The sequence below is a fragment of the Elstera cyanobacteriorum genome, from assembly GCF_002251735.1.
GTDB classification, from domain to species: Bacteria; Pseudomonadota; Alphaproteobacteria; order Elsterales; family Elsteraceae; genus Elstera; species Elstera cyanobacteriorum.
In genome coordinates, this window is the sequence record NZ_NOXS01000035.1 from 370,172 (window position 1) to 389,790 (window position 19,619).

General features: G+C 64.4%; 14 protein-coding genes and 1 other RNA gene. 12 read left to right on the top strand and 3 right to left on the bottom strand.

Features of this window, described 5'->3' with window-relative positions; genetic code table 11:
• Positions 1-170: 170 nt before the first annotated feature.
• Positions 171-4,904: an NAD-glutamate dehydrogenase gene (locus CHR90_RS18270; RefSeq protein WP_094410550.1), complete on the top strand. Its 4,734-nt coding sequence runs from the start codon at positions 171-173 to the stop codon at positions 4,902-4,904.
• 84 nt (positions 4,905-4,988) lie between these two features.
• Here the strand turns inward: CHR90_RS18270 and CHR90_RS18275 are convergent, their stop codons facing one another.
• The gene (locus CHR90_RS18275; RefSeq protein WP_094410551.1) at positions 4,989-5,600 is read right to left on the bottom strand and encodes a LysE/ArgO family amino acid transporter; all 612 of its coding nucleotides are present in this window, start codon (positions 5,598-5,600) and stop codon (positions 4,989-4,991) included.
• A gap of 88 nt (positions 5,601-5,688) precedes the next feature.
• Between CHR90_RS18275 and CHR90_RS18280 the strand changes: the two genes are divergently transcribed.
• Complete coding sequence (locus CHR90_RS18280) at positions 5,689-6,270, top strand: helix-turn-helix domain-containing protein (protein WP_094410714.1); 582 nt, start codon at positions 5,689-5,691, stop codon at positions 6,268-6,270.
• Positions 6,271-6,413: 143 nt separating this feature from the next.
• On the opposite strand, the gene lpxC is transcribed toward CHR90_RS18280, so the two are convergent.
• Positions 6,414-7,367 (bottom strand): UDP-3-O-acyl-N-acetylglucosamine deacetylase, encoded by a 954-nt coding sequence (gene lpxC, locus CHR90_RS18285; RefSeq protein ID WP_094410552.1) that lies wholly within the window; start codon positions 7,365-7,367, stop codon positions 6,414-6,416.
• A 136-nt stretch (positions 7,368-7,503) separates the two neighbouring features.
• Positions 7,504-8,409 (bottom strand): DMT family transporter, encoded by a 906-nt coding sequence (locus CHR90_RS18290; protein WP_212668724.1) that lies wholly within the window; start codon positions 8,407-8,409, stop codon positions 7,504-7,506.
• Positions 8,410-8,548: 139 nt separating this feature from the next.
• On the opposite strand from CHR90_RS18290, the gene CHR90_RS18295 reads away from it, so the two are divergent.
• The 10 genes from CHR90_RS18295 (at position 8,549) to CHR90_RS18340 (ending at position 19,619) form a co-directional block, all read left to right on the top strand.
• Positions 8,549-9,442 carry a DMT family transporter gene (locus tag CHR90_RS18295; protein WP_094410553.1) on the top strand — a complete coding sequence of 298 codons (894 nt, stop codon included), beginning with the start codon at positions 8,549-8,551 and terminating at the stop codon, positions 9,440-9,442.
• 122 nt (positions 9,443-9,564) lie between these two features.
• Entirely contained in the window at positions 9,565-10,809 is a 1,245-nt protein-coding gene (locus tag CHR90_RS18300) for a cyanophycinase (protein ID WP_094410554.1), read from the top strand.
• A 122-nt stretch (positions 10,810-10,931) separates the two neighbouring features.
• Entirely contained in the window at positions 10,932-11,897 is a 966-nt protein-coding gene (locus CHR90_RS18305) for a threonine ammonia-lyase (protein ID WP_094410555.1), read from the top strand.
• 46 nt (positions 11,898-11,943) lie between these two features.
• Positions 11,944-12,332, top strand: an RNA gene (gene rnpB / locus CHR90_RS18310) — RNase P RNA component class A.
• 648 nt (positions 12,333-12,980) lie between these two features.
• Positions 12,981-13,463, top strand: coding sequence for a division/cell wall cluster transcriptional repressor MraZ (locus tag CHR90_RS18315; RefSeq protein WP_094410556.1), 483 nt, complete (start codon positions 12,981-12,983; stop codon positions 13,461-13,463).
• The gene (gene rsmH, locus CHR90_RS18320) at positions 13,463-14,413 is read left to right on the top strand and encodes a 16S rRNA (cytosine(1402)-N(4))-methyltransferase RsmH (RefSeq protein ID WP_094410557.1); all 951 of its coding nucleotides are present in this window, start codon (positions 13,463-13,465) and stop codon (positions 14,411-14,413) included. The genes CHR90_RS18315 and rsmH overlap by 1 nt, the downstream gene beginning before the upstream one ends.
• Positions 14,413-14,922, top strand: a complete 510-nt coding sequence (ftsL, locus tag CHR90_RS18325) for a cell division protein FtsL (RefSeq protein WP_094410558.1) — start codon at positions 14,413-14,415, stop codon at positions 14,920-14,922. The genes rsmH and ftsL overlap by 1 nt, the downstream gene beginning before the upstream one ends.
• Complete coding sequence (locus CHR90_RS18330; protein WP_212668725.1) at positions 14,919-16,787, top strand: peptidoglycan D,D-transpeptidase FtsI family protein; 1,869 nt, start codon at positions 14,919-14,921, stop codon at positions 16,785-16,787. Before ftsL ends, CHR90_RS18330 begins: the two co-directional genes overlap by 4 nt.
• Positions 16,774-18,246, top strand: a complete 1,473-nt coding sequence (locus CHR90_RS18335; protein ID WP_229671528.1) for a UDP-N-acetylmuramoyl-L-alanyl-D-glutamate--2,6-diaminopimelate ligase — start codon at positions 16,774-16,776, stop codon at positions 18,244-18,246. Before CHR90_RS18330 ends, CHR90_RS18335 begins: the two co-directional genes overlap by 14 nt.
• On the top strand, positions 18,243-19,619 hold the full coding sequence (locus CHR90_RS18340; protein WP_094410560.1) for a UDP-N-acetylmuramoyl-tripeptide--D-alanyl-D-alanine ligase: 1,377 nt from the start codon (positions 18,243-18,245) through the stop codon (positions 19,617-19,619). The genes CHR90_RS18335 and CHR90_RS18340 overlap by 4 nt, the downstream gene beginning before the upstream one ends.

Sequence of the window (19,619 nt, forward strand, 5' to 3'; positions counted from 1 at the left end):
GGGCCTGAGAAAACCGCATATCCAAACCGTGGCAGGATGCTTCAATCCGCCGCAGCCCGTGTTATAAAGCAGAAAAAAATCAGCAGAAAATACACGGTAAACTTGGAATTCGCTCGATGCTCGCCCGCCGGGCCGGATGCCTCCCCATCCGCCCGCACCAGGAGGAAAGAATGGGCCTAACGACGGAAGCGTTGCGCAATCAGGTGCTGGAAGCGGTGGCAGGACGATTGGACGGCGATCTTGCTGCCTTCGCCCGGTCGCTGTTCAGTGGTTTGTCACGGACCGACCTTGCGGCGCGCACCCCGGACGATCTTGTCGCCTGCGCCCGCTCGCTCTGGGATTTCGCTGCAACCCGCGCCCCCGGTACGGCAAAGCTGCGCGTCCTGCGCCCGGACCCCGCCCAATCGGCGTGGCTCGGCACGCCGATCCTGGTCGAGATCGTTAACGACGATATGCCCTTCTTGGTCGATACGGTCACCAGCGCGCTATCGACCGGGCGGTTGGCCGCCGATCTGACCGTCGACCTCATTCTGCACCCTATTGTCCGCGTCACGCGCGATGGTAAGGGCAACCGTACCGCCTATGGCGCGGGCCAAGCCGAATCGGTGATGCAAATCGGCCTTGGCGGCACGGTGGAAGACGAAGATTTCCCCGCCATCGAAGCCTCGCTAACCCAAGCGCTGGCCGATACGCGGGCCGCTGTGCAGGACTGGCGGGCGATGCTGCACCGGCTGTCGCTGATCACGGCAGAACTGGACGACCCAGCCCTCGCCAGCGCCCCCATCGGCGCCGCAGAAATCGAAGAAACCAAGGCCTTCCTAACCTGGTTGGCCGATAATCACATGACGCTGCTCGGCTTCCGCGAATATGTCTTCGATACGGTGGATGGCGAGCCGGTCATGAAGGTCGCCGACGAGGCGGGCCTCGGCATTCTGCGCGATCCCAACGTGTCGATCTTCGACGGCGTGCGCAATCTGACCGCCCTGCCCCCAGAAGTCCGCGCCTTCCTTGAATCACCGACGCTGCTGACCGTAACCAAGGCCAATCAGCGCGCCACCGTGCACCGCCCAGTGCATATGGATGTTGTATCGATCAAGAAGCTCGACGCCAGCGGCAAAGTGGTCGCCGAACGCCGCTTCGTCGGTCTGTTCACCGGCCGCGTTTACAATGACAGCCCGCGCACTATTCCCGTGCTGCGCCAGAAGGTCGATTTCGTTATCGAGCGCGCGGGGCTGCAACCAGCCAGCCATGATGGCAAGGCGCTGCTGCAAATCCTCGAAACCTATCCGCGCGATGAACTGTTCCAGATCGACGCCGGGGAACTGCTGGAAACGGCGCTCAGCGTTCTGCAACTGCAAGACCGCCGCCGCATCGCCCTGTTCGTTCGGCGCGATCCTTTTGCGCGTTATGTCTCCTGCCTGATCTACGTGCCGCGCGACCGCTACGATAATGCGCTTCGCGAACGCTTCCACGGGATCTTGGCGGAAGGCTTCGGCGGGCGGATTTCCGCCTCCTATATCCAACTGTCTGAATCACCGCTGGCGCGGTTGCACATCATCGTCAAAACCAACCGCGACGATGCGCGCCCGGACGTTGACCCGGCGGAAATCGAACGCCGTCTGGTCGAAGCCGGGCGCGGTTGGGCCGATCAGATGCAGGCTGCCCTGGGCCGGGTTATCCCCCCGGCGGGCGCCACGCGCGGCGGATTATTGCGCCGCTTCATGAACGCCTTCCCGGCGGCCTACCGCGAAAAATTCACTGGCGATGACGCCGTGGCCGATCTGCCGCGCGTGCTGAACGCTGGGAATGGCGACACGGTTTTCTGGCTCTATCGCCGCCCGGACGCCGCCGAAACCGACCTGAGCTTTAAGATTTTCCGCACTGGCCAGCCGGTCGCCTTGTCGGACGTGCTGCCGATGCTGGAAAATCGCGGCCTGCGCGTCCTCAGCGAAACCCCCTTCAAGCTGCGCCCGCTGACCGCCGACGGCCAGCCCGCCGCCCGCGTTTGGTTGCAAGACCTTGACGTGCAGGTGCAGGACAAGCGCCCGGTGGGGCTGGAAGACGTGCGCGACCGCTTCCACGCTGCGTTCGCCGCCACCTGGAGCGGCAAGGCCGAGGATGACGGTTTTAACCGCCTGATCCTCTCAGCAGGCCTCGATTGGCGCGAAGTGGTCATCCTGCGCGCCTACGCCAAATATCTGAAGCAGGCCGGGCTGACCTATAGCCAGAGCTATCTTGAGCAAGCGCTGGCCAATCAATCGGCCATCGCCGCGCTGCTGGTGGCGCTGTTCCACGCCCGCTTCGACCCCGCCCGCGCTGACGAAATCCGCGCCGCCGGGCTGGTGGTGGAGATCGAACACGCGCTGGACGCCGTGACCGCGCTGGATGAAGACCGCATTCTGCGCCGCTACCTGAACCTGATCCTGTCCACCCTGCGCACCAATTTCTATCAGGTCGGTGCGGATGGGCTGCCGAAGGCCTATGTCAGCTTCAAGCTGGATAGCGGCAAGATCGACGATCTGCCGAAACCCCGCCCGCTGTACGAAATCTGGGTCTATTCGCCCGATGTTGAAGCCGTGCATCTGCGCGGCGGCAAAGTGGCGCGCGGCGGTATCCGCTGGTCCGACCGGCGCGAAGATTTCCGCACCGAAATTCTGGGCCTGCTCAAAGCCCAGACGGTGAAGAATGCCGTGATCGTCCCCGTTGGCTCCAAGGGCGGCTTCTTTGTGAAACGCCCGGTGGCGCCCGACGCGGGACGGCAGGCCGTCCTCGCCCACGCCATCGAATGCTACAAGACGATGATGCGCGGGCTGCTCGATATTACCGACAACCGCAAAGAAGGCGCCATCGTGCCGCCGCCGAACGTGGTGCGCCACGATCCCGATGATCCCTATCTGGTCGTCGCGGCGGATAAGGGCACGGCGACCTTCTCCGACATCGCCAATGGCGTTAGCCGGGAGTATGGCTTCTGGCTGGACGACGCCTTCGCCTCCGGCGGCTCGGCGGGCTACGACCATAAGGCGCTGGGCATTACCGCGCGCGGCGCTTGGGTGGCCGTCGAACGCCACCTGCGCGAAGCGGGTATCGACCTGAAGCAACAGGAAATCTCCGTCGTCGGCATCGGCGATATGTCGGGCGACGTGTTTGGCAATGGGTTGCTGCATTCCGATAAGCTGCGGCTGGTCGGGGCCTTCAACCATCTGCATATTTTCATCGACCCGACCCCGGACGCGGCCAAGAGCTTTGCCGAACGTCAGCGCATGTTCGCCCTGCCAAGCTCCACCTGGAAAGATTACGACACCTCGGTACTCTCCCCCGGCGGCGCGATCTTCGACCGGTCGGCGAAAATCGTAAAGCTGACGCCGGAGATCCAGGCGGCCTTCAACATCGACCGCGACCAGATAACACCCGCCGATCTTATTCAGGTGCTGTTGCGCGCGCCGGTCGATCTTCTGTGGTTCGGCGGCATCGGCACCTACATCAAGGCCCAGGACGAGAATAACGCCACCGTCGGCGACCGCGCCAACGATGCCCTGCGCATCGACGGACGTGAAGTACGGGCCAAGGTCATCGGCGAAGGCGCGAACCTCGGCGTGACGCAAAAGGGCCGAATCGAAGCCGGGCTTGCGGGCGTTCGCCTCAATACCGACGCCATCGACAATTCCGCCGGGGTCGATTGCTCCGACCACGAAGTGAATATCAAGATCCTGCTGGGCGATCCGGTGCAGCGCAGCGATCTTGATATTCCGGGCCGCGATGCGCTGGTCGCCAGCATGGCGAACGAAGTGTGCCAGCATGTGCTGCGCGATAATTACCTGCAGACCTTCGCCCTCTCCGCTGCCCAACACGAGGGCGGGGAGTATGTGGAAACCGCCCGCCGCCTGATGGTGCGGCTGGAAAAGGAAGTGGCGCTCGACCGTGCCCTTGAAAGCCTGCCGAACCCGGCGCAGCTCGACGCCCGCCGCGCGGCCGGGCTGGCCTTGGTCCGCCCGGAACTGGCGCCGCTGCTCGCCTGGTCGAAGATCGCGGTCTATAACAAGCTGCTACCCTCGGCGATCATCGACGATCCGGCTTTCGATGCCGATCTGATCGGCTATTTCCCGCCCGTCCTGGGGCAAGATTACCGTGAGGTGATCCTGCGCCACGGGCTGCGCCGGGAAATCATCGCGACCGTGCTAACCAACGAAATGGTGAACCGGGGCGGGATCGCCCTCTTCTCCGACCTTGAGGCCGAAACCGGCCATAGTATCGCCGATCTGACCCGTGCCTATGCCATCGCGCGCGGCGCCCTTGACCTACCGGCCCTGTGGGCAGAGATCGAGGCGCTCGACGGCCACGGCCCGGCGTCCGACCAACTGGCGCTCTACCGCGCCAGCGCCAAAGCCCTGGAAGCCGCGATGCGCTGGGTACTGCGCCAATCGCTGCCCCAGGGGATCGACGCCGCCCTTGCCGTCCTCAGCCCGGCGATTGCCAAACTGCGCGGCGGTACACCGGCAACGCTGGCGGAGAAAATCGCCGCCCTCGGTCTGCTGGTGCAACGGCTCGACGTGCTGGCGGTTGCTGAAAAGGCGCACGCCGATATCGACGCGGCGGGCGCCGCCTTCGCTGCGGTCGGTCAACGCTTGGGCTTCGACACTCTGCGCAGCGCCGTGGCCACCGCCCCGGCCCCGGACGGATGGACCCGCGCGGCACTGACCGGCCTTGCCGGGGACTTCGCCCGCCTGCACGAAACCATCGCCCAGGCCGCCCTCGGCCACCGCGACGGTCTCGACGGCTGGCTCGCCGACCGGCCCGACGCGCTGAAAGCCGCCGACGCCCTGCTTGCCGACCTGACCGCCCAACCGGGTGCCGACCTCGCCCGGCTCACCGTGGCGGAACGGACCCTGCGGGCGTTGGTGGGGTAAGGAGACCCCAGGGGCTGGCCGCCCCTAGACCCGGCCCAAGGGGCTTCGGCCCCTTGGAACCCGGCTTATTCAGGTAGACTGCTCCTAAAACGCCCCCAGTGCCAGCGACAAGCCGAGCGTCGCCATCACCGCCGCAATCAGCCCGTCGAGTAGCCGCCAGGTGATCGGCTTGGCAAACAGCGGGGCGAGCCAGCGGGCGCCCAAAGCGAGGCCGTGGAACCAAAGGAAGGACGCGACCATCGCACCCAAGATGAACCAGCGCCGGTCGTCCCAGCCGTAGCGCCCGGCGAGGCTGCCGAGCAGCACGACGGTATCGAGATAGACGTGCGGGTTCAATAAACTGACCGCCAGCACGGTGAGCAGCGCCGATTTCAATGAGGCTTCGCCCTGCCCTTCTGCCGCCAGGGCTGCGGGGTGGAACGCCCGCTTCAACGCCAGCGCGGCATAGGCGAAGAGGAAGACCGCCCCGGCCCAACGCACCGCCATGAGCAGCAGCGGGATTTCCTGCACCAGACTACCAAGACCCAGGCTTCCCGCCAGGATCAGCACCGCATCGATGGCAAAACACAGAAAGGCAATCGGCAGCGGGTGCTGGCGGCGCAGGCCTTGGCGGAGCACGAAGGCGTTCTGCGCGCCAATCGCCACGATCAGCGATCCCCCCAGGCCGAACCCGGCGGTTAAAGCCTCAACGCTCATGCTTGCTCTCCCGGATCGGATCGGTCACTATAATGAACCGTTTAATTTGTTGAACCAATCCGGTCAATATAATAATCCACGGAGCCAGATGCTCGACCCCGACCGCCTTGCCGCCGCCCTTGCGGTCAATCTGCGCGATCACCGCACGCGCCAGGGCCTTAGCCTCGATCAATTGGCCAAACGCGCCGATGTGTCGAAAGGCATGCTGGTGCAGATCGAAGGCGGCAAAACCAACCCCTCCATCGCCACCCTCTGCCGCGTGGCCAATGCCCTGGGCGTGCCGGTGGCAAAACTGCTGGAACTCGCCGAAACCCCGCCCGTGCGCATCGTCCGCAAGGCCGAAACGCCGCGCCTGTGGCAAACGGCGGCGGGTAGCGAAGCCCATTTGCTGATGAGCACCGACGGGCAGGAATATACCGAGCTTTGGACCTGGACCCTCGCCCCCGGCGAGCATTTCGACGGCGAGGCCCACCCGCCCGGCGCGCGTGAAATTCTATCGGTGCAGGAAGGCCGCTTACGCCTTACGGTCGGCGACGAAAGCCCGGAGATCGGCCCCGGCGATACGCTGCTGTTCCGCGCCGACCGCCCGCACCGCTACGCCAATGCAGGCGACGCGCCGGTGCGGTTTACGATGGTGGTGGTAGAACGGTCCAGCACGACGCTGGGCTGAGGCGGTGAGTACGTATGCCTTCAAGACTCCTCTCCCTTTGGGAGAGGCGGACGCCGCAGGCGTCGGGTGAGGGCGAAGCGCGCTGATCTAACAGGCAATTCCCTCACCCTGCCCTCTCCCAGTGGGAGAGGGTTCTTCTCGGCTTACGCCCGCGCCGCCACGGCGGGCAGGTCCATCGGCGCGCCAGTCGAAACCGAGGCCGAAGCGTCGACCCATTCGTAATTGGCCGGATCGGCGAAGACGGCGCGCAGCAGCTTATTGTTCAGCGCGTGGCCGGATTTGACCCCGTGGAAGGCGCCCAGAATTGGCCCGCCCGCGAGATAAAGGTCGCCGATGCAATCAAGAATCTTATGGCGGACGAATTCATCGTCGAACCGCAGCCCTTCCGGGTTCATCACGCTCTGGCCAGAAACGACCACCGCATTATCCAGCGAGCCGCCGAGGGCCAGGCCATTGGCGCGCAGGTAGTTCACTTCTTCGAGGAAGCCGAAAGTGCGCGCGCGGCTGATCTGGCCTTTGAAGCTAGTTTCATCGACAACCACGGCGCCGCTTTGGCGGGCGACGGCATTATTACCGAAGTCGATTTCGACCGAGACGGAGAAATGATCGGCGGGCGAGAGGCTGGCCGACTTGCTGCCTTCGGTGATCGAGACCGTGCGGCGAACGCGCAGGTAGCGGCGCGGCAACTCGCTATCGTGCAGCCCGGCGCTTTCCAGCAGAAAGACGAAGGGTTCGGACGACCCGTCCATGATCGGCAGTTCAGGACCATCGACGGCGATCAAAATATCGTCGATGCCGAGGCCCGCGAGGGCCGCCATCACATGTTCAACGGTCGACAGCGTCGTGCCCGCCGGATTGGACAGCAGCGTCGCATGCATCGTTTGCGTCACCCGGTCCCAACGGGCCGGAAGAATGCCTGCGTCGCCCTCAATATCCGTGCGGCGGAAGACGATGCCGGTGCCCGGCGCGGCGGGCAGCAGCGTCATCGCCACCGGTTGCCCGGTGTGAAGACCAATACCTTCGCAGCGAATAGCTTGCCCAATCGTCCGGCGCGTTGCCGACGGCACACCTGCCGCTTTACCCCGCCGATCGCTCATGCTTGCCTCCACGCTGCTGATCCTTGCTTATCCGGCCTGGGGTGCCTCGCCCCAGTCCAGAAATAACCAGGATTAGGGATAGCAAGCGTGATGCAACGCAGCAATTCACGCTTTGTTACGCGGTGTTACAGAAGCCCTAACGGCGGGCAAACAGGCGGCCATCGACGAGGGCCAGACCAAAGCCAATCCCCAGCATTCCCGCCACTTGCCAGAGGGTTAACCGTTCCCCGAGGAATAAAATCCCCATCAGCAGCGCGCTGGGCGGAATGAGAAACGTCACCAGCGACGAATTGCCCGCCCCCACCCGCGCCAGCAGGCGGAAATAGAGCACATAGGCCAGCGCGGTCGAGAGCGCGGCCAACCCGGCCAGCGATCCCAGCGTGGGGAGGGAGGGCAGCGCCAGCGTCCACGGCTGGTCGGCGACTGCCGTCAGCGGCAGCATCACCAGCGTCGCGGCGGTCAACTGCCCCAGGGCGGCGAGAATCGGATTGAGCTTGCGCAGGCGCCGCCCGTACCAAACCGCCCAACCATAGGCGAAGGCGGCGCCCAAAATCGCGGCTTGGGCAAGTAAGGGGCCGCTTAACCCGTCCACCGCACTCGGCCCGAGCATGATGGTGACGCCGAGAAAACCGCCGACAACGCCCGCGAGACGCAGCCGCGTCAGTTTTTCATCCTCGGTCATAAAATGGGTAACGATCAGCGCAAACAGCGGCGTGGTGGCGTTTAGGATCGACGCCAACCCGGCGCCGACCTGCTTCTGACCGTAGACGATTAGCGAAAAGGGAATAACGTTACTAAGCAGGGCGATAACGAAAAAACTGCCCCACAGCCCGGCGTCGCGCGGCAACGACAGGCCCATCGCCCGCACGGCCACCGCCAGGATCAGCGCCCCGCCGCCCACCCGGCAGAGAACGATGGTGAAGGGCGGCAGTTCCGCCACGGCGACCCGCCCAAAGAGGAAGGAGCCGCCCCAGAGGAGAGACAGGATTCCCAAAATCAGCCAATCATGGGCGGACATCGGACGGCTGGAAGGGGAGGTCATCAACGGCTCCTGCGAAAACGAGAGGCCGACGTTAGCCGCTTGTTCCCGTTTCGTCGCTCCGTTTCTTGCGCAAACAACGCAGCCCCCCTGTGACAAAGCGGCGGTTCTCGTTATGCGGTCGCCGGTCTAGCCTTTGACGATGACGACTGCCGCTTCCGCCCCCGCCGCCTCCTCGCTTTCGCTGCGCGACCTTGGCCTTGTGATGCTGGTCATGCTGGTCTGGGGCATCAATTTCCCGGTTGCAAAACTGGGGGTCGGCGCGCTGCCGCCGCTGTTTCTGCTGTCGATCCGCTTTACGATCGTCGGTCTGTTGATCATCCCCTTCTTCCCGCTGCCCCGGCGGCAGTGGAAGAACTTGCTGCTGCTGGCGCTGATGCTGGGGGTTGTGCATTTCGGCCTGATGTTTTTCGGGCTGCGCCGGGTCGATAGCGCGCTGGCGGCGGTACTGATCCAGGCGCAGGTGCCCTTCTCCACCCTGCTTGGCATGATCGTCTTGAAGGAACGGCCGAGCGTGACGACGCTGGTCGGGATGACGATTGCGCTGATCGGCGTCGGCATCGTCTTCGGCGAACCACATGGGCCGAGTTCTGCGCTTTATGCCGGCATGATCGTGCTGGCTGCCTTCGTCTGGGCCTGCTCCAACCTTGCGACGAAGCGCATTACCGGGCTGCACCCGCTGGCGATCACCGGCTGGATGTCGCTGATGTCGGCCCCGCAGCTCTTCGGCCTATCCATGCTGCTGGAAAGCGGGCAGGTCGCCGCCCTGCAAACGGGCGGCTGGCTGCTGGTGGGAACGATGCTCTACATGATTTGCGGCGCCTCGATCTTCGCCTACGGCACATGGTACGGGCTAATGCGGCGCTATCCGATCAGCACTCTCGCCCCCTATGCGCTCACCGCGCCGATCTTCGGGGTGTTCGCGGCAATCATCGCCTTGGGCGAACCCTTCACCCTGCGCGCAGGCATCGGCGGCGCGTTAACGCTGATCGGCGTCGCCGTGCTGACCGTCCTTCCCCACCGCCGCAAGGCATAAAATTTCGCCACCACCCCCGTTTTGCACGTATAATTACCGAAATCGCCCCGAACTTCGGGCACCTATTGCGCGCGCCCGCAGGCAAGCTAACCCCGGTTTTAGTCTCTTGGGGAGTTTGGGGAATGCGGTCTGCGATGATTGCCAGTTTGCTCGCGGGGGTCGCCCTGGTTGGCGCCGCGCTGCCCGCCACGGCGCAAACGGCGGGGAATGGCGCCTTAATGATTATCGGCGGCGCCCTGCGTCCCGAAACAAGTGACGTCTGGACCCGTCTGGTTACCCTGGCCGGGGGGCCGGGGGCGAAGATCATCGTCATTCCCGCCGCCGCCGGTAGCCCGCAGCGCACCGGTGAAGCTGCGGTTGCGACCCTGAAGAAGTTTGGGGCGGAAGCCGATCTGGTGCAAATCGGGCCGCGCTATAAGGATATCGACCTGCGCAAGGCGGCGAATGATCCCGCCAATGTTGCCAAGATCAAAGCCGCGACGGGTATCTATTTCCTAGGCGGCGATCAGGCGCGGATTACCCAAGCGCTGGTCGAACCGGACGGCAAGCCCAGCGCCGTGCTTTCGGCCATTTGGGAGATTTACCGGGCGGGCGGCGTCATCAGCGGCACGTCGGCAGGGGCGGCGATCATGTCGGAAACCATGTTCAAAGACCCACCCCCGGTTCTGGACGTACTGAAACAGGGGATCGTGCCGGGCAAAACCATCGACAAGGGCCTGGGTTTCCTAACCGACGGCTGGTTCGTCGATCAGCATTTCCTGGCGCGCGGGCGCTTCCCCCGCGCCTTGGCGGCGATGCAGGCCACCGGGATGACGAAAGGCTTCGGGGTTGACGAGGATACCGCTGCCGTCGTCCGCGCAGGAAAGCTGGAGGTGATCGGCTACAGCGGCGTCGTGTTGCTCGATACCAGCGCGGCGAAGGGCGGCGCCAATGCCGCCCCATTCAGCATTCAGGGCGCCAAGCTAAGCTATCTTGATCGGGGTGATAGCTACGATTTCAAAACCGGGGCGATCCTGCCGAACCCGGTCAAAGACCCGGCGAAAGATAAGCTCGACCCCGCGGCCGCCGATTATAAACCCTATAACGAAGACCCCGAAGCCTGGCCGACGATTCTGGGGAACCGCACGCTGGTCGAAGCGATGGGCAACCTGATCGACAATAAGCAAACCGAACAGATCGGCCTTGCCGTGGATTTGCGCCCGAATGCCCCCAATCCCGACATTGGGTTCGAGTTCAAACTCTACAAAGGCCCCGGCAGCCTGGGCTGGTATAGCAGCGCCCTGGGCGGCGATAGTTATACGGTCAAGGATATCTACCTTGACGTGCGCCCCGTTCTACTGCCGAAGCCGCTCTATTCGCCGAAATAGCCTGAACGTGCTGGGGCGGCGTGCGTCGCCTCAGCGCCCCACATCGGGGATAGAGTGACCAGGCACGGCGCAAGCTGGATGAACCAGATTACTTTTGCGGCAAAATCCTATAAATTTTGGGAATGTCTGCCATCCCACCCCCCAGTATTTTCGGCATTTGCGCGGCCCATCACGCGATTAATCCGGTGTTTCGGAATTCGCCGTTCTATGGCCATCCTTCGGCCGATGCGGTGCTGTCGTGCAGCCTGCGCGTGAAAGTTGAAACGCAGAACCCGATCCGGGCCGCCGAAGGGCGCGGCGCGGATTGGTTTTTCTCGGGGCAACCGCAGCGCACCGATCCGCTGGTCACGGCATCGCCCGGCAACTTCGGCCAAGGGCTAGCCTATGCCGCGCGCGATAAGAAACGCCCGCTGATCATTTTTGCTCCGGTCGGGGTCAATCCCGCCAAGTTAGAGGCGATGCGCCACCTCGGCGCCGACGTTCGGCTGGAAGGGGCCGATCTTTATACCGCCAAGGAGGCAGCCCGCGCCTATGCCGACACCATCGGCGGCCAGCTTCTGGACGATGGCGCCCATCCGCGCGTGGTGGAAGGCTTCGGCACGATTGCGCGGGAGATGACCGAAGCGGGCGTTGAGTTTGATACCGTGCTGCTGCCGCTGGGGGCGGGGGCGCTCGCCATCGGGGTGGGGCTTTGGCTAAGGGCGGAAAAACCCAATGTTCGGGTTATCGGCCTTGTCCCCGAAACCAGCCCGGCGATGCTTTTGTCCTGGCAGGCTGGAAAGGTTATCACCGCGCCCCCGGCCGAGGTTCCGACCATCGCCGACGGTCTGGCTCAGCGCGCCCCGTCGGCCTATGCCTTTGCCTATCTGCGCCAAACAATCGATGACGTCTGGAGCGTGCGCGATGGCGCTATTCTGGCCGGTATGCGGTTCTGCCACCAGCATTATGGGCTGATTATCGAACCCGCCGGGGCGATTGGCGTCGGGGCAATTCTAGAGCGGCCAGAGGCGTTTGCCGGGCAGCGGGTTGCCACCGTTCTCTGCGGCGGCAATATGACGCCCGATCAAATCCGCACCTATCTCGGTTAACCTTTCGCGCTTGACCCCCGCCGCGCCCCCGTCTAAGCCTGCACGGCCAGACGGCTGGATGACCGCGCGCCGCGTTCTGCGGCGGGAGGAAAGTCCGGGCTCCACGGAAATAGGGTGCCGGGTAACGCCCGGCGGGGGCGACCCCAGGGATAGTGCCACAGAAAGCAAACCGCCCGCGCGGCCTTCGGCCCCGCGAGGTAAGGGTGAAAGGGTGCGGTAAGAGCGCACCGCGTAACCGGCAACGGAAGCGGCACGGTAAACCCCACCCGGAGCAAAACCGAATAGGAAGGGCAGGCCCCCTGCGGGTACAGCGCATTTCCGCGCCGCCCTTCGGGTTGGTTGCGAGAGGTGATCGGCAACGGTCATCCCAGAGGAATGGTCATCCACGGGCCGCAAGGCCCCGGACAGAACCCGGCTTACAGGCCGTCTGGCATCTTCTGTTTTCAAAACTTTCGGCATCCCCCGTAAGGCCTCGCAGGCGAACGCAAGGGGATAAGATTGCCCCAGATGACGGCAGCTTGAATTAATTTTCATGTAGCCTGAGGGCAGAACTGTAGTCAATTTTGTAGCTTCACAACATTTTAGAGACCCGAAATAGGCAGAAATAAGGCGGCTGCCTGCCGGTAGACCTTCGGGAATCCGCGCCCCTGAACACTGTTCTGCATCGAGTCGCGTAGGTTCGTCATACGATTTATGGAACATTTCATAAACTATCGAAAAAATATCATCTTCAACAATTCTCTAAGTAAGAATCCTCATTCATTGCATGAGCAATATGGCAGGACTCTGGCGATTCAGTGCGCAGGAGAAGCAGGGCAGATGATGCCTTGAATTATCGGGTTTTTTACTCCCTGGCTCCATTGACGCCCATTCTGTCCCATGTTATCCCAAATCATCCCATGCGGAACCAGATACGCCCACCCGTATCCGGTGCTCGTCGGGGATGGGGTCGGGGGCGTCGGCTTGCATTGTTACTGAGGCGTAACACGATGTAAGACGCACAATCCGGGCGCGGAGGCACAAACGTGGTGGGTAACCCGGGGGGGCACCTCGGGTTGCGGGCGAAGGGGCTGCGGATCGGGAATGGCACTATTCCTGTCCACATTTGTGAATAAGGTAGACAAGAAGGGCCGCGTGTCGGTCCCGGCGCCTTTTCGCACAGCCTTGGCAGAGCAACCCTATGCGGGGATTCTGGCGTATCGCTCGCTGCATGGACCGTGGATCGAAGCGGCTGGCATCGACCGGCTGCAAAAGTTTTCGGACGAGCTAGAACAGCTCGACCCCGACCGGCCGGAGGAGGCCGAACGCTATACGTTGCTCTCGACCCTTCTGGGCGAGACGTATCAGTTGGCGTGGGATGAAGGCGGGCGGGTGTTGTTGCCCCAACCGCTACTGGACTATGCCGGGATTGGCGAAGAAGCCGCCTTTGTCGGTCAGGGTAAACATTTTCTGATCCGGGATCCGTCCCAGCAGCGGGCAATCGTAGAGGCGACGATTGCCAGCAGGCTGGAGGCGAAAAAATCCAAAGACTCACCCCCAAAGGCGCCCTCCCCCGGGAGGGACTGATGACGGGTGATCATCTTCCGGTTCTGATCCGGGAAGTGGTGGCGGCGCTCGTCCCCCAGGATGGCGGGCGCTTTATCGATGGGACATTCGGGCGCGGCGGCTATACCCGCAGGCTGTTGGAGGCGGCAGACTGCACGGTTCTGGCCATTGACCGCGACCCGGAAGCCCTAACCCACGCAGCCGAGATGACCAAGGCTTTTGGCGGACGTTTGCAAGCCGTCGCGGGCACCTTCGGTCAACTCGATACGCTGGCAGCGGGGGCCGGATTTGGACCGGTCACGGGGGTGACACTCGATATCGGTGTTTCCTCCCCGCAGATCGATACGCCGGAGCGCGGTTTCTCCTTCCGGCACGATGGGCCGCTCGATATGCGCATGAGCCTTGCGGGCGAGAGCGCGGCGGACCTCGTGAACCGGCTGGCGGAAGAAGATCTGGCCAACATCATTTATCAGTACGGCGAAGAACGGTTTTCCCGGCGGGTGGCGCGGGCGATTGTCGCCGCGCGGGCGGACAGCCCGATCCGCACGACGCTCCAGTTGGCCGAGATCGTGCGCGGTGCCGTACCGAAATCGAAAGATGGGATCGACCCGGCGACGCGCACCTTCCAGGGCCTACGCATTGCCGTGAACGACGAATTGGGCGAGCTGAAGCGCGGTCTTGCGGCGGCGGAGCGCTGCCTTGCACCGGGCGGGCGGCTGGCGGTCGTGACCTTCCATTCGCTGGAAGACCGCATCGTCAAAAGCTTCCTGGCCGACCGCAGCGGCAAAAGCGCCGCCGTGTCGCGCTATGCGCCGCCGAAGGATGTGGCGCCGCCAAGCTTCACGCTGATTTCCCGCAAGGCGATCACCGCGCAGGACGATGAGCTGAGGATGAACCCGCGCGCCCGGTCGGCGAAACTGCGGGTGGCCGAACGCACCGACGCCCCCGCCCATGCAGGGGAGGCGGCATAATGTGGCGCTTCTTCCTGATCTGGTTGGTGCTGGCAAGCTCGGTCGGCTATGCGGTCTACCATCTGAAGTATGAGGTGGCGCGCAAGGAGCGCGTGCTAACCCAGCTCAACCGCCAGATTCTGGCCGATCAGGAAGCCATTCAGGTATTGAAAGCCGAATGGAGCTTTCTCAATCAGCCGCAGCGCATCGAAGAAGTGGCACGCACCCATCTGGGGCTGGAGCCGCTGACCGTGAAGCAGATCACGCGGGTGGCGTCCCTGCCGATGAAAGCGCAGCCGTTACCCGCGCCGAATGGTCCGCGCCGCCCGGCATCCGATGCGCCGCAGACGGACGCCGATCCCTTGTTCGAAGAAGGCGCCGGTGGCCTGCCGGACGATCTCGATACCGAAGGCGACGCCGCCGCCCCGGTGCAGGCCGGGCCGTTGGCGAGCCAGACGGCGCCGGGCGCGCTACCGCCTACCGTGGTGCGTGGCCCCGCCCATGCCCCGCCGCCGAGGAAAATTCCATGAGCCTCGGCCAAACTCTCATGCGCCTCGTGCGCGCCACCTGCACCCTCGGCGGTTCCGGCAAACATGCACTGGAGACCGCCCATACCCGTTTGATCGTCACCGGCGCTTTTTTTGCGCTGGCGTTCGGCGCGGTCGGCGTGCGCTTGGCCGATGTGACGCTGCTGCCCCATAGCGACGACACAAAACGCGCCCGCGCCGCCCGACCGGAAAAACTGGATCGCGCCGATGTGGTGGACCGGAATGGGCTGCTGGTCGCAACCTCCATCGCCACCGCCTCCGCCCACGCCAACCCCAAGGAAATTGGCGATCCGGTCGGTGTGGCGCGCAAGCTCGCCTCTGTCCTGCCGGATATCGACGAAAAGCAGATCCGCGACCGTCTGGCCGCGCCAGACCGCAGCTTCGTTTATATCCGCCGAAACCTGTCGCCGCGCCAGCAGTATGAGATCAACCGCCTCGGCATTCCCGGCATTCAGTTCCAGCAGGAAAACCGGCGGCTCTATCCGCAGGGCCGTTTGCTGGCCCATGTGCTCGGCTTTTCCGACGTTGATAACAATGGTCTTGCAGGCGTCGAAAAAGGGCTGAACGAACGGCTGCGCGCGGGGGGTGAGGCCGTCGCCCTCTCCATCGATACGCGCATTCAGCATATCCTGCGCCAGGAACTCGATGCCGCCGTCGCCAAATTCCAAGCCATCGGCGCCGCCGGGCTGGTGATGGATATTTATACCGGCGAAGTGCTGGGCATGGTCTCGCTGCCCGATTTCGACCCCTCCGCCCCCGGCGAATCGCCCGACGATGCGCGCTTTAACCGCATCACCTTGGGCGTGTACGAAATGGGGTCGACCTTCAAGATCTTTAACACGGCGATGGCGCTGGATTACGGCACCGTGTCCGTCAGCGGCGGGTATGACGCCGCCCGCCCGATCCCCATCGGTCGTTTTACGATTAAGGACGATCACCCGGTACCGCGTTGGCTGTCGGTGCCAGAAATCTTCATGTATTCATCGAACATCGGGTCGGTGAAAATGGCCCAGGATGTGGGCGTACAGGGGCAGCGCGCCTTTCTGGATAAGCTCGGGCTGCTGACCCCGCCGAAATTCGAAGTCCCTGAAATCGGTCGCCCGCAGGTGCCGCAGCCTTGGCGCCCGATCAACCTGATGACCATCGCCTTCGGCCACGGCATTTCGGTTAGCGCCTTACAGGTCGCCGCTGCCGCGTCGTCGGTCATGAACGGCGGCGTTTACGTCAAGCCAACGCTGGTGAAGCAGGAAGAGGGCGCGACCATCCAAGGCACGCGGGTGATGCAGGCCAAAACCTCGGAAACCATGCGTAAGCTGATGCGCCTTGTCGTGAGTAACGGCACGGGCCGCAAGGGCGATGTGCCGGGCTATATCGTCGGCGGCAAGACCGGCACGGCGGAAAAAATCGGCGCGCGCGGCGGCTATCGTAAGAATGCCAATATCACCTCCTTCGTTGCGGGCTTTCCGATCCATAACCCACGCTATTTGGTGATGGCGCTGCTTGATGAGCCGAAGGGGTTAAAGGAAACCTTTGGTTTCTCGACCTCGGGCTGGAATGCCGCGCCGACCGGCGGCAAGATCATCGCCCGCGTCGGCCCGCTGCTGGGGGTGGAGCCTTACGATTTGAACGCGCCGGAGGTAAAAACCGCCCTGGCCGTCGATCTCGCTGGGGCCGGGCCGCGCGCCGTCAAAACCAATCCAATGCCGGGTGCCATCGGCGCGCCGCTGGTCCCCGCCCCACCCGCGGGCGCGGCAACCCCCGTGCGCGGTCAACCACCGCAGGCGGCCCTACGCCCAACCCCCTTGCCTGTCACCCCTGTCGGAGGATCGACCGTTGCGGCTCGGTGATTTGCTGATCGGCCTGCCCGGCCCCTTGGCCGGGATCGATGTGACCGGCATCACGGCGGACAGCCGCGCCGTGCGCACGGGCTATCTATTCGCCGCCCTCTCCGGCAGCAAGGCCGATGGCCGGGCGTTCATCGCGCAAGCGGTGACGATGGGCGCCAGCGTCATTTTGGGCGCCGAAGGGATCGAAGCGCCGGTGCCGGTGCTGATCTCCCCCGATCCGCGCCGAGAACTGGCGCTGATCGCCGCCGCCTTTTATGCCCGTCAGCCGGAAACCATCGTTGCCGTGACCGGCACCAGCGGCAAAACCTCTACGGCGTGGTTTACCCAGGGGCTTTTCGCCGCGACCGGGCATACGGCGGGCTATCTCGGTACCCTCGGCCTGCATGTCCCCGGCCTGCCGGAACAATATACGCTGACGACGCCGGACCCGGTGGCGCTGCACCTCTATCTCGCCCAAGCGGCGGACGCGGGGGTGACGCATTTCGCCCTCGAAGCCTCCTCCCACGGGATCGACCAGCGGCGGCTCGATGGCGTGCGTCTCAAAGCCGCCGCCTTCACTAATCTTCAGCGCGACCATCTCGATTATCACGCGACGATGGCGGCCTATTTCGAAGCGAAAGCCCGGCTGTTCCTCGATCTGTTGCCGGAAAATGGCACCGCCGTCGTCCACGCGGGCGACGACTGGGGCCAGGTTCTGCGCGACCGAGTGCAGCAGCGCGGCCAGACCTGCCTGACCTATGGCACGAAAACCGCCGACCTGGCGCTGACGGGCCGTGCCTTGGCCCCCGGGGGGCAGGCGCTAACGATTTCGGCCCTGGGCGAGACGGCGGAGGTGATTTTCCCCGTGCTCGGCAGTTTCCAGGCCGAAAATCTGCTGGCCGCCCTTGGCCTCGTCATCGCTGCGGGGGTACCCGTTGCCGCTGCGCTGGCGGCGATCCCATCGCTGCGCCCGGTGCCGGGGCGGATGGAGACGGTCGGCAGCCTGAACGGCGCGACGGTCATCGTCGATTACGCCCATAAGCCCGGTGCGCTGGACGAGGTGCTGAGCGCCGCCCGCCGCACGATGAAATCCGGCGCGCGGCTGCACGTCGTCGTCGGTTGCGGCGGCGACCGCGACGCCGGGAAGCGCCCGATCATGGGGTCCATCGCCTCCCGCCGGGCCGACCGCGCGGTGATCACCGACGATAACCCGCGCAGCGAAGACGCCGCCACCATCCGCAAGGCCGTGCTGGCCGGGTGCGATGGCGAGGCCGAAATCATCGAGATCGGCGACCGCGCCGCCGCCATCGCCGGGGCCATCGCCGCGTTGCAGCCCGATGATGTGCTGGTCATCGCCGGAAAAGGCCATGAGTCGGGCCAGATCATCGGCAGCGAAACCCTACCGTTCGATGATCGGGAGGTGGCCGCCCAGGCCCTCGCCAGCCACGGCGGTCAGGTGATCTGGGGGGCCTCGGCATGAGCCCGCTCTGGACTCACATCACCGCCGCCGAAGCGACCCAGGGTACGGCCCGCGGGGCGTTTAGCGCCACTGGCGTTAGCATCGACAGCCGGACTGTGCAACCGGGCGATCTTTTCGTGGCCCTGCGCGGCGAGAATAACGACGCGCACGCCTATGTGCCGCAGGCCCTGGCGGCAGGCGCGGCAGCGGCCGTGGTCGATCACCCGGTCGACGGCCCCCATCTTGTCGTGCCAGACACGATGCGCGCGCTGGAAGACCTGGGGGCCTTCGCCCGCGCCCGCGTGTCCGCCAAGGTTGCCGCGATCACCGGCAGCGTCGGCAAAACGTCCAGCAAGGAAGCGCTGACGCAGCTTTTGGCGGCGCAAGCGCCGACCTACGGCTCGCGCGGCAATCTCAATAATAACTTTGGTGTGCCGCTCTCCCTCGCCCGCCTGCCCGCAGATGTGACCTATGGCGTGTTCGAACTGGGGATGAACCACCCCGGCGAAATCGCCCCGCTGTCGCGGCAGGCAAAGCCCCATGTGGCGCTGGTAACGGCGATTGCCCCGGCGCATGTGGAATTCTTCAGCGACGGCGAGGCGGGGATTGCCCGCGAAAAAGCCAGCATTGCCGAAGGCCTGCTGCCCGGCGGCGTGCTGATCCTGCCGCGCGACAGCCAGCATTTCGCGGCGATGCGCGCCGCCTACCCCGAAGTGCTAAGCTTCGGTACCGCGCCTGATGCCGATAGCCGCCTGATCGATTGGCAGCCCGGCGCCGACGGTATCGATACGGTCGAAGCCGATATTCTCGGCACCCGCTGCCGCTATCGCTGGGGCATGGCCGGGCGGCATCAGGCGCTGAACAGTCTCGGCGTGCTCACCACTCTCGTGCGCCTCGGCGGTGACCTGTCCCGCGCCCTAAGCGATGCCGAAGCCCTGCGCCCAATGGCCGGGCGCGGCGAACGGCTGGTGCTGCCGTGGCAGGGCGGCACGATTACGCTGCTCGACGAAAGCTATAACGCCAGCCCCACCGCCGTGCGCGCCGCCCTGCACGTTCTTGCGACGCTGCCGGGCCGCCGCCTGCTGGTGCTCGGCGATATGCTGGAACTCGGTGATCACGCCGCAGACCTTCACGCCGGGCTGGCCGAGGCGGTTGACGGCGCCGGGCTGGATCGGGTCTATCTCGCGGGCACCCATATCGCCGCCCTCGCTCAAGCCCTGCCGACTGGCCGGGTGACGGCGCACGCCGCGCTGACCCAAGATTTGATTGCCCCGGTGCTGGCCGACCTACAGCCGGGCGATGCAATTTTGGTCAAAGGCTCGCTGGGCATGAAAATGAAACCGCTGGTCGAGGCGATCAAGACCGCAGCCCTCCCGCAGAAGGTTCTATCCTAA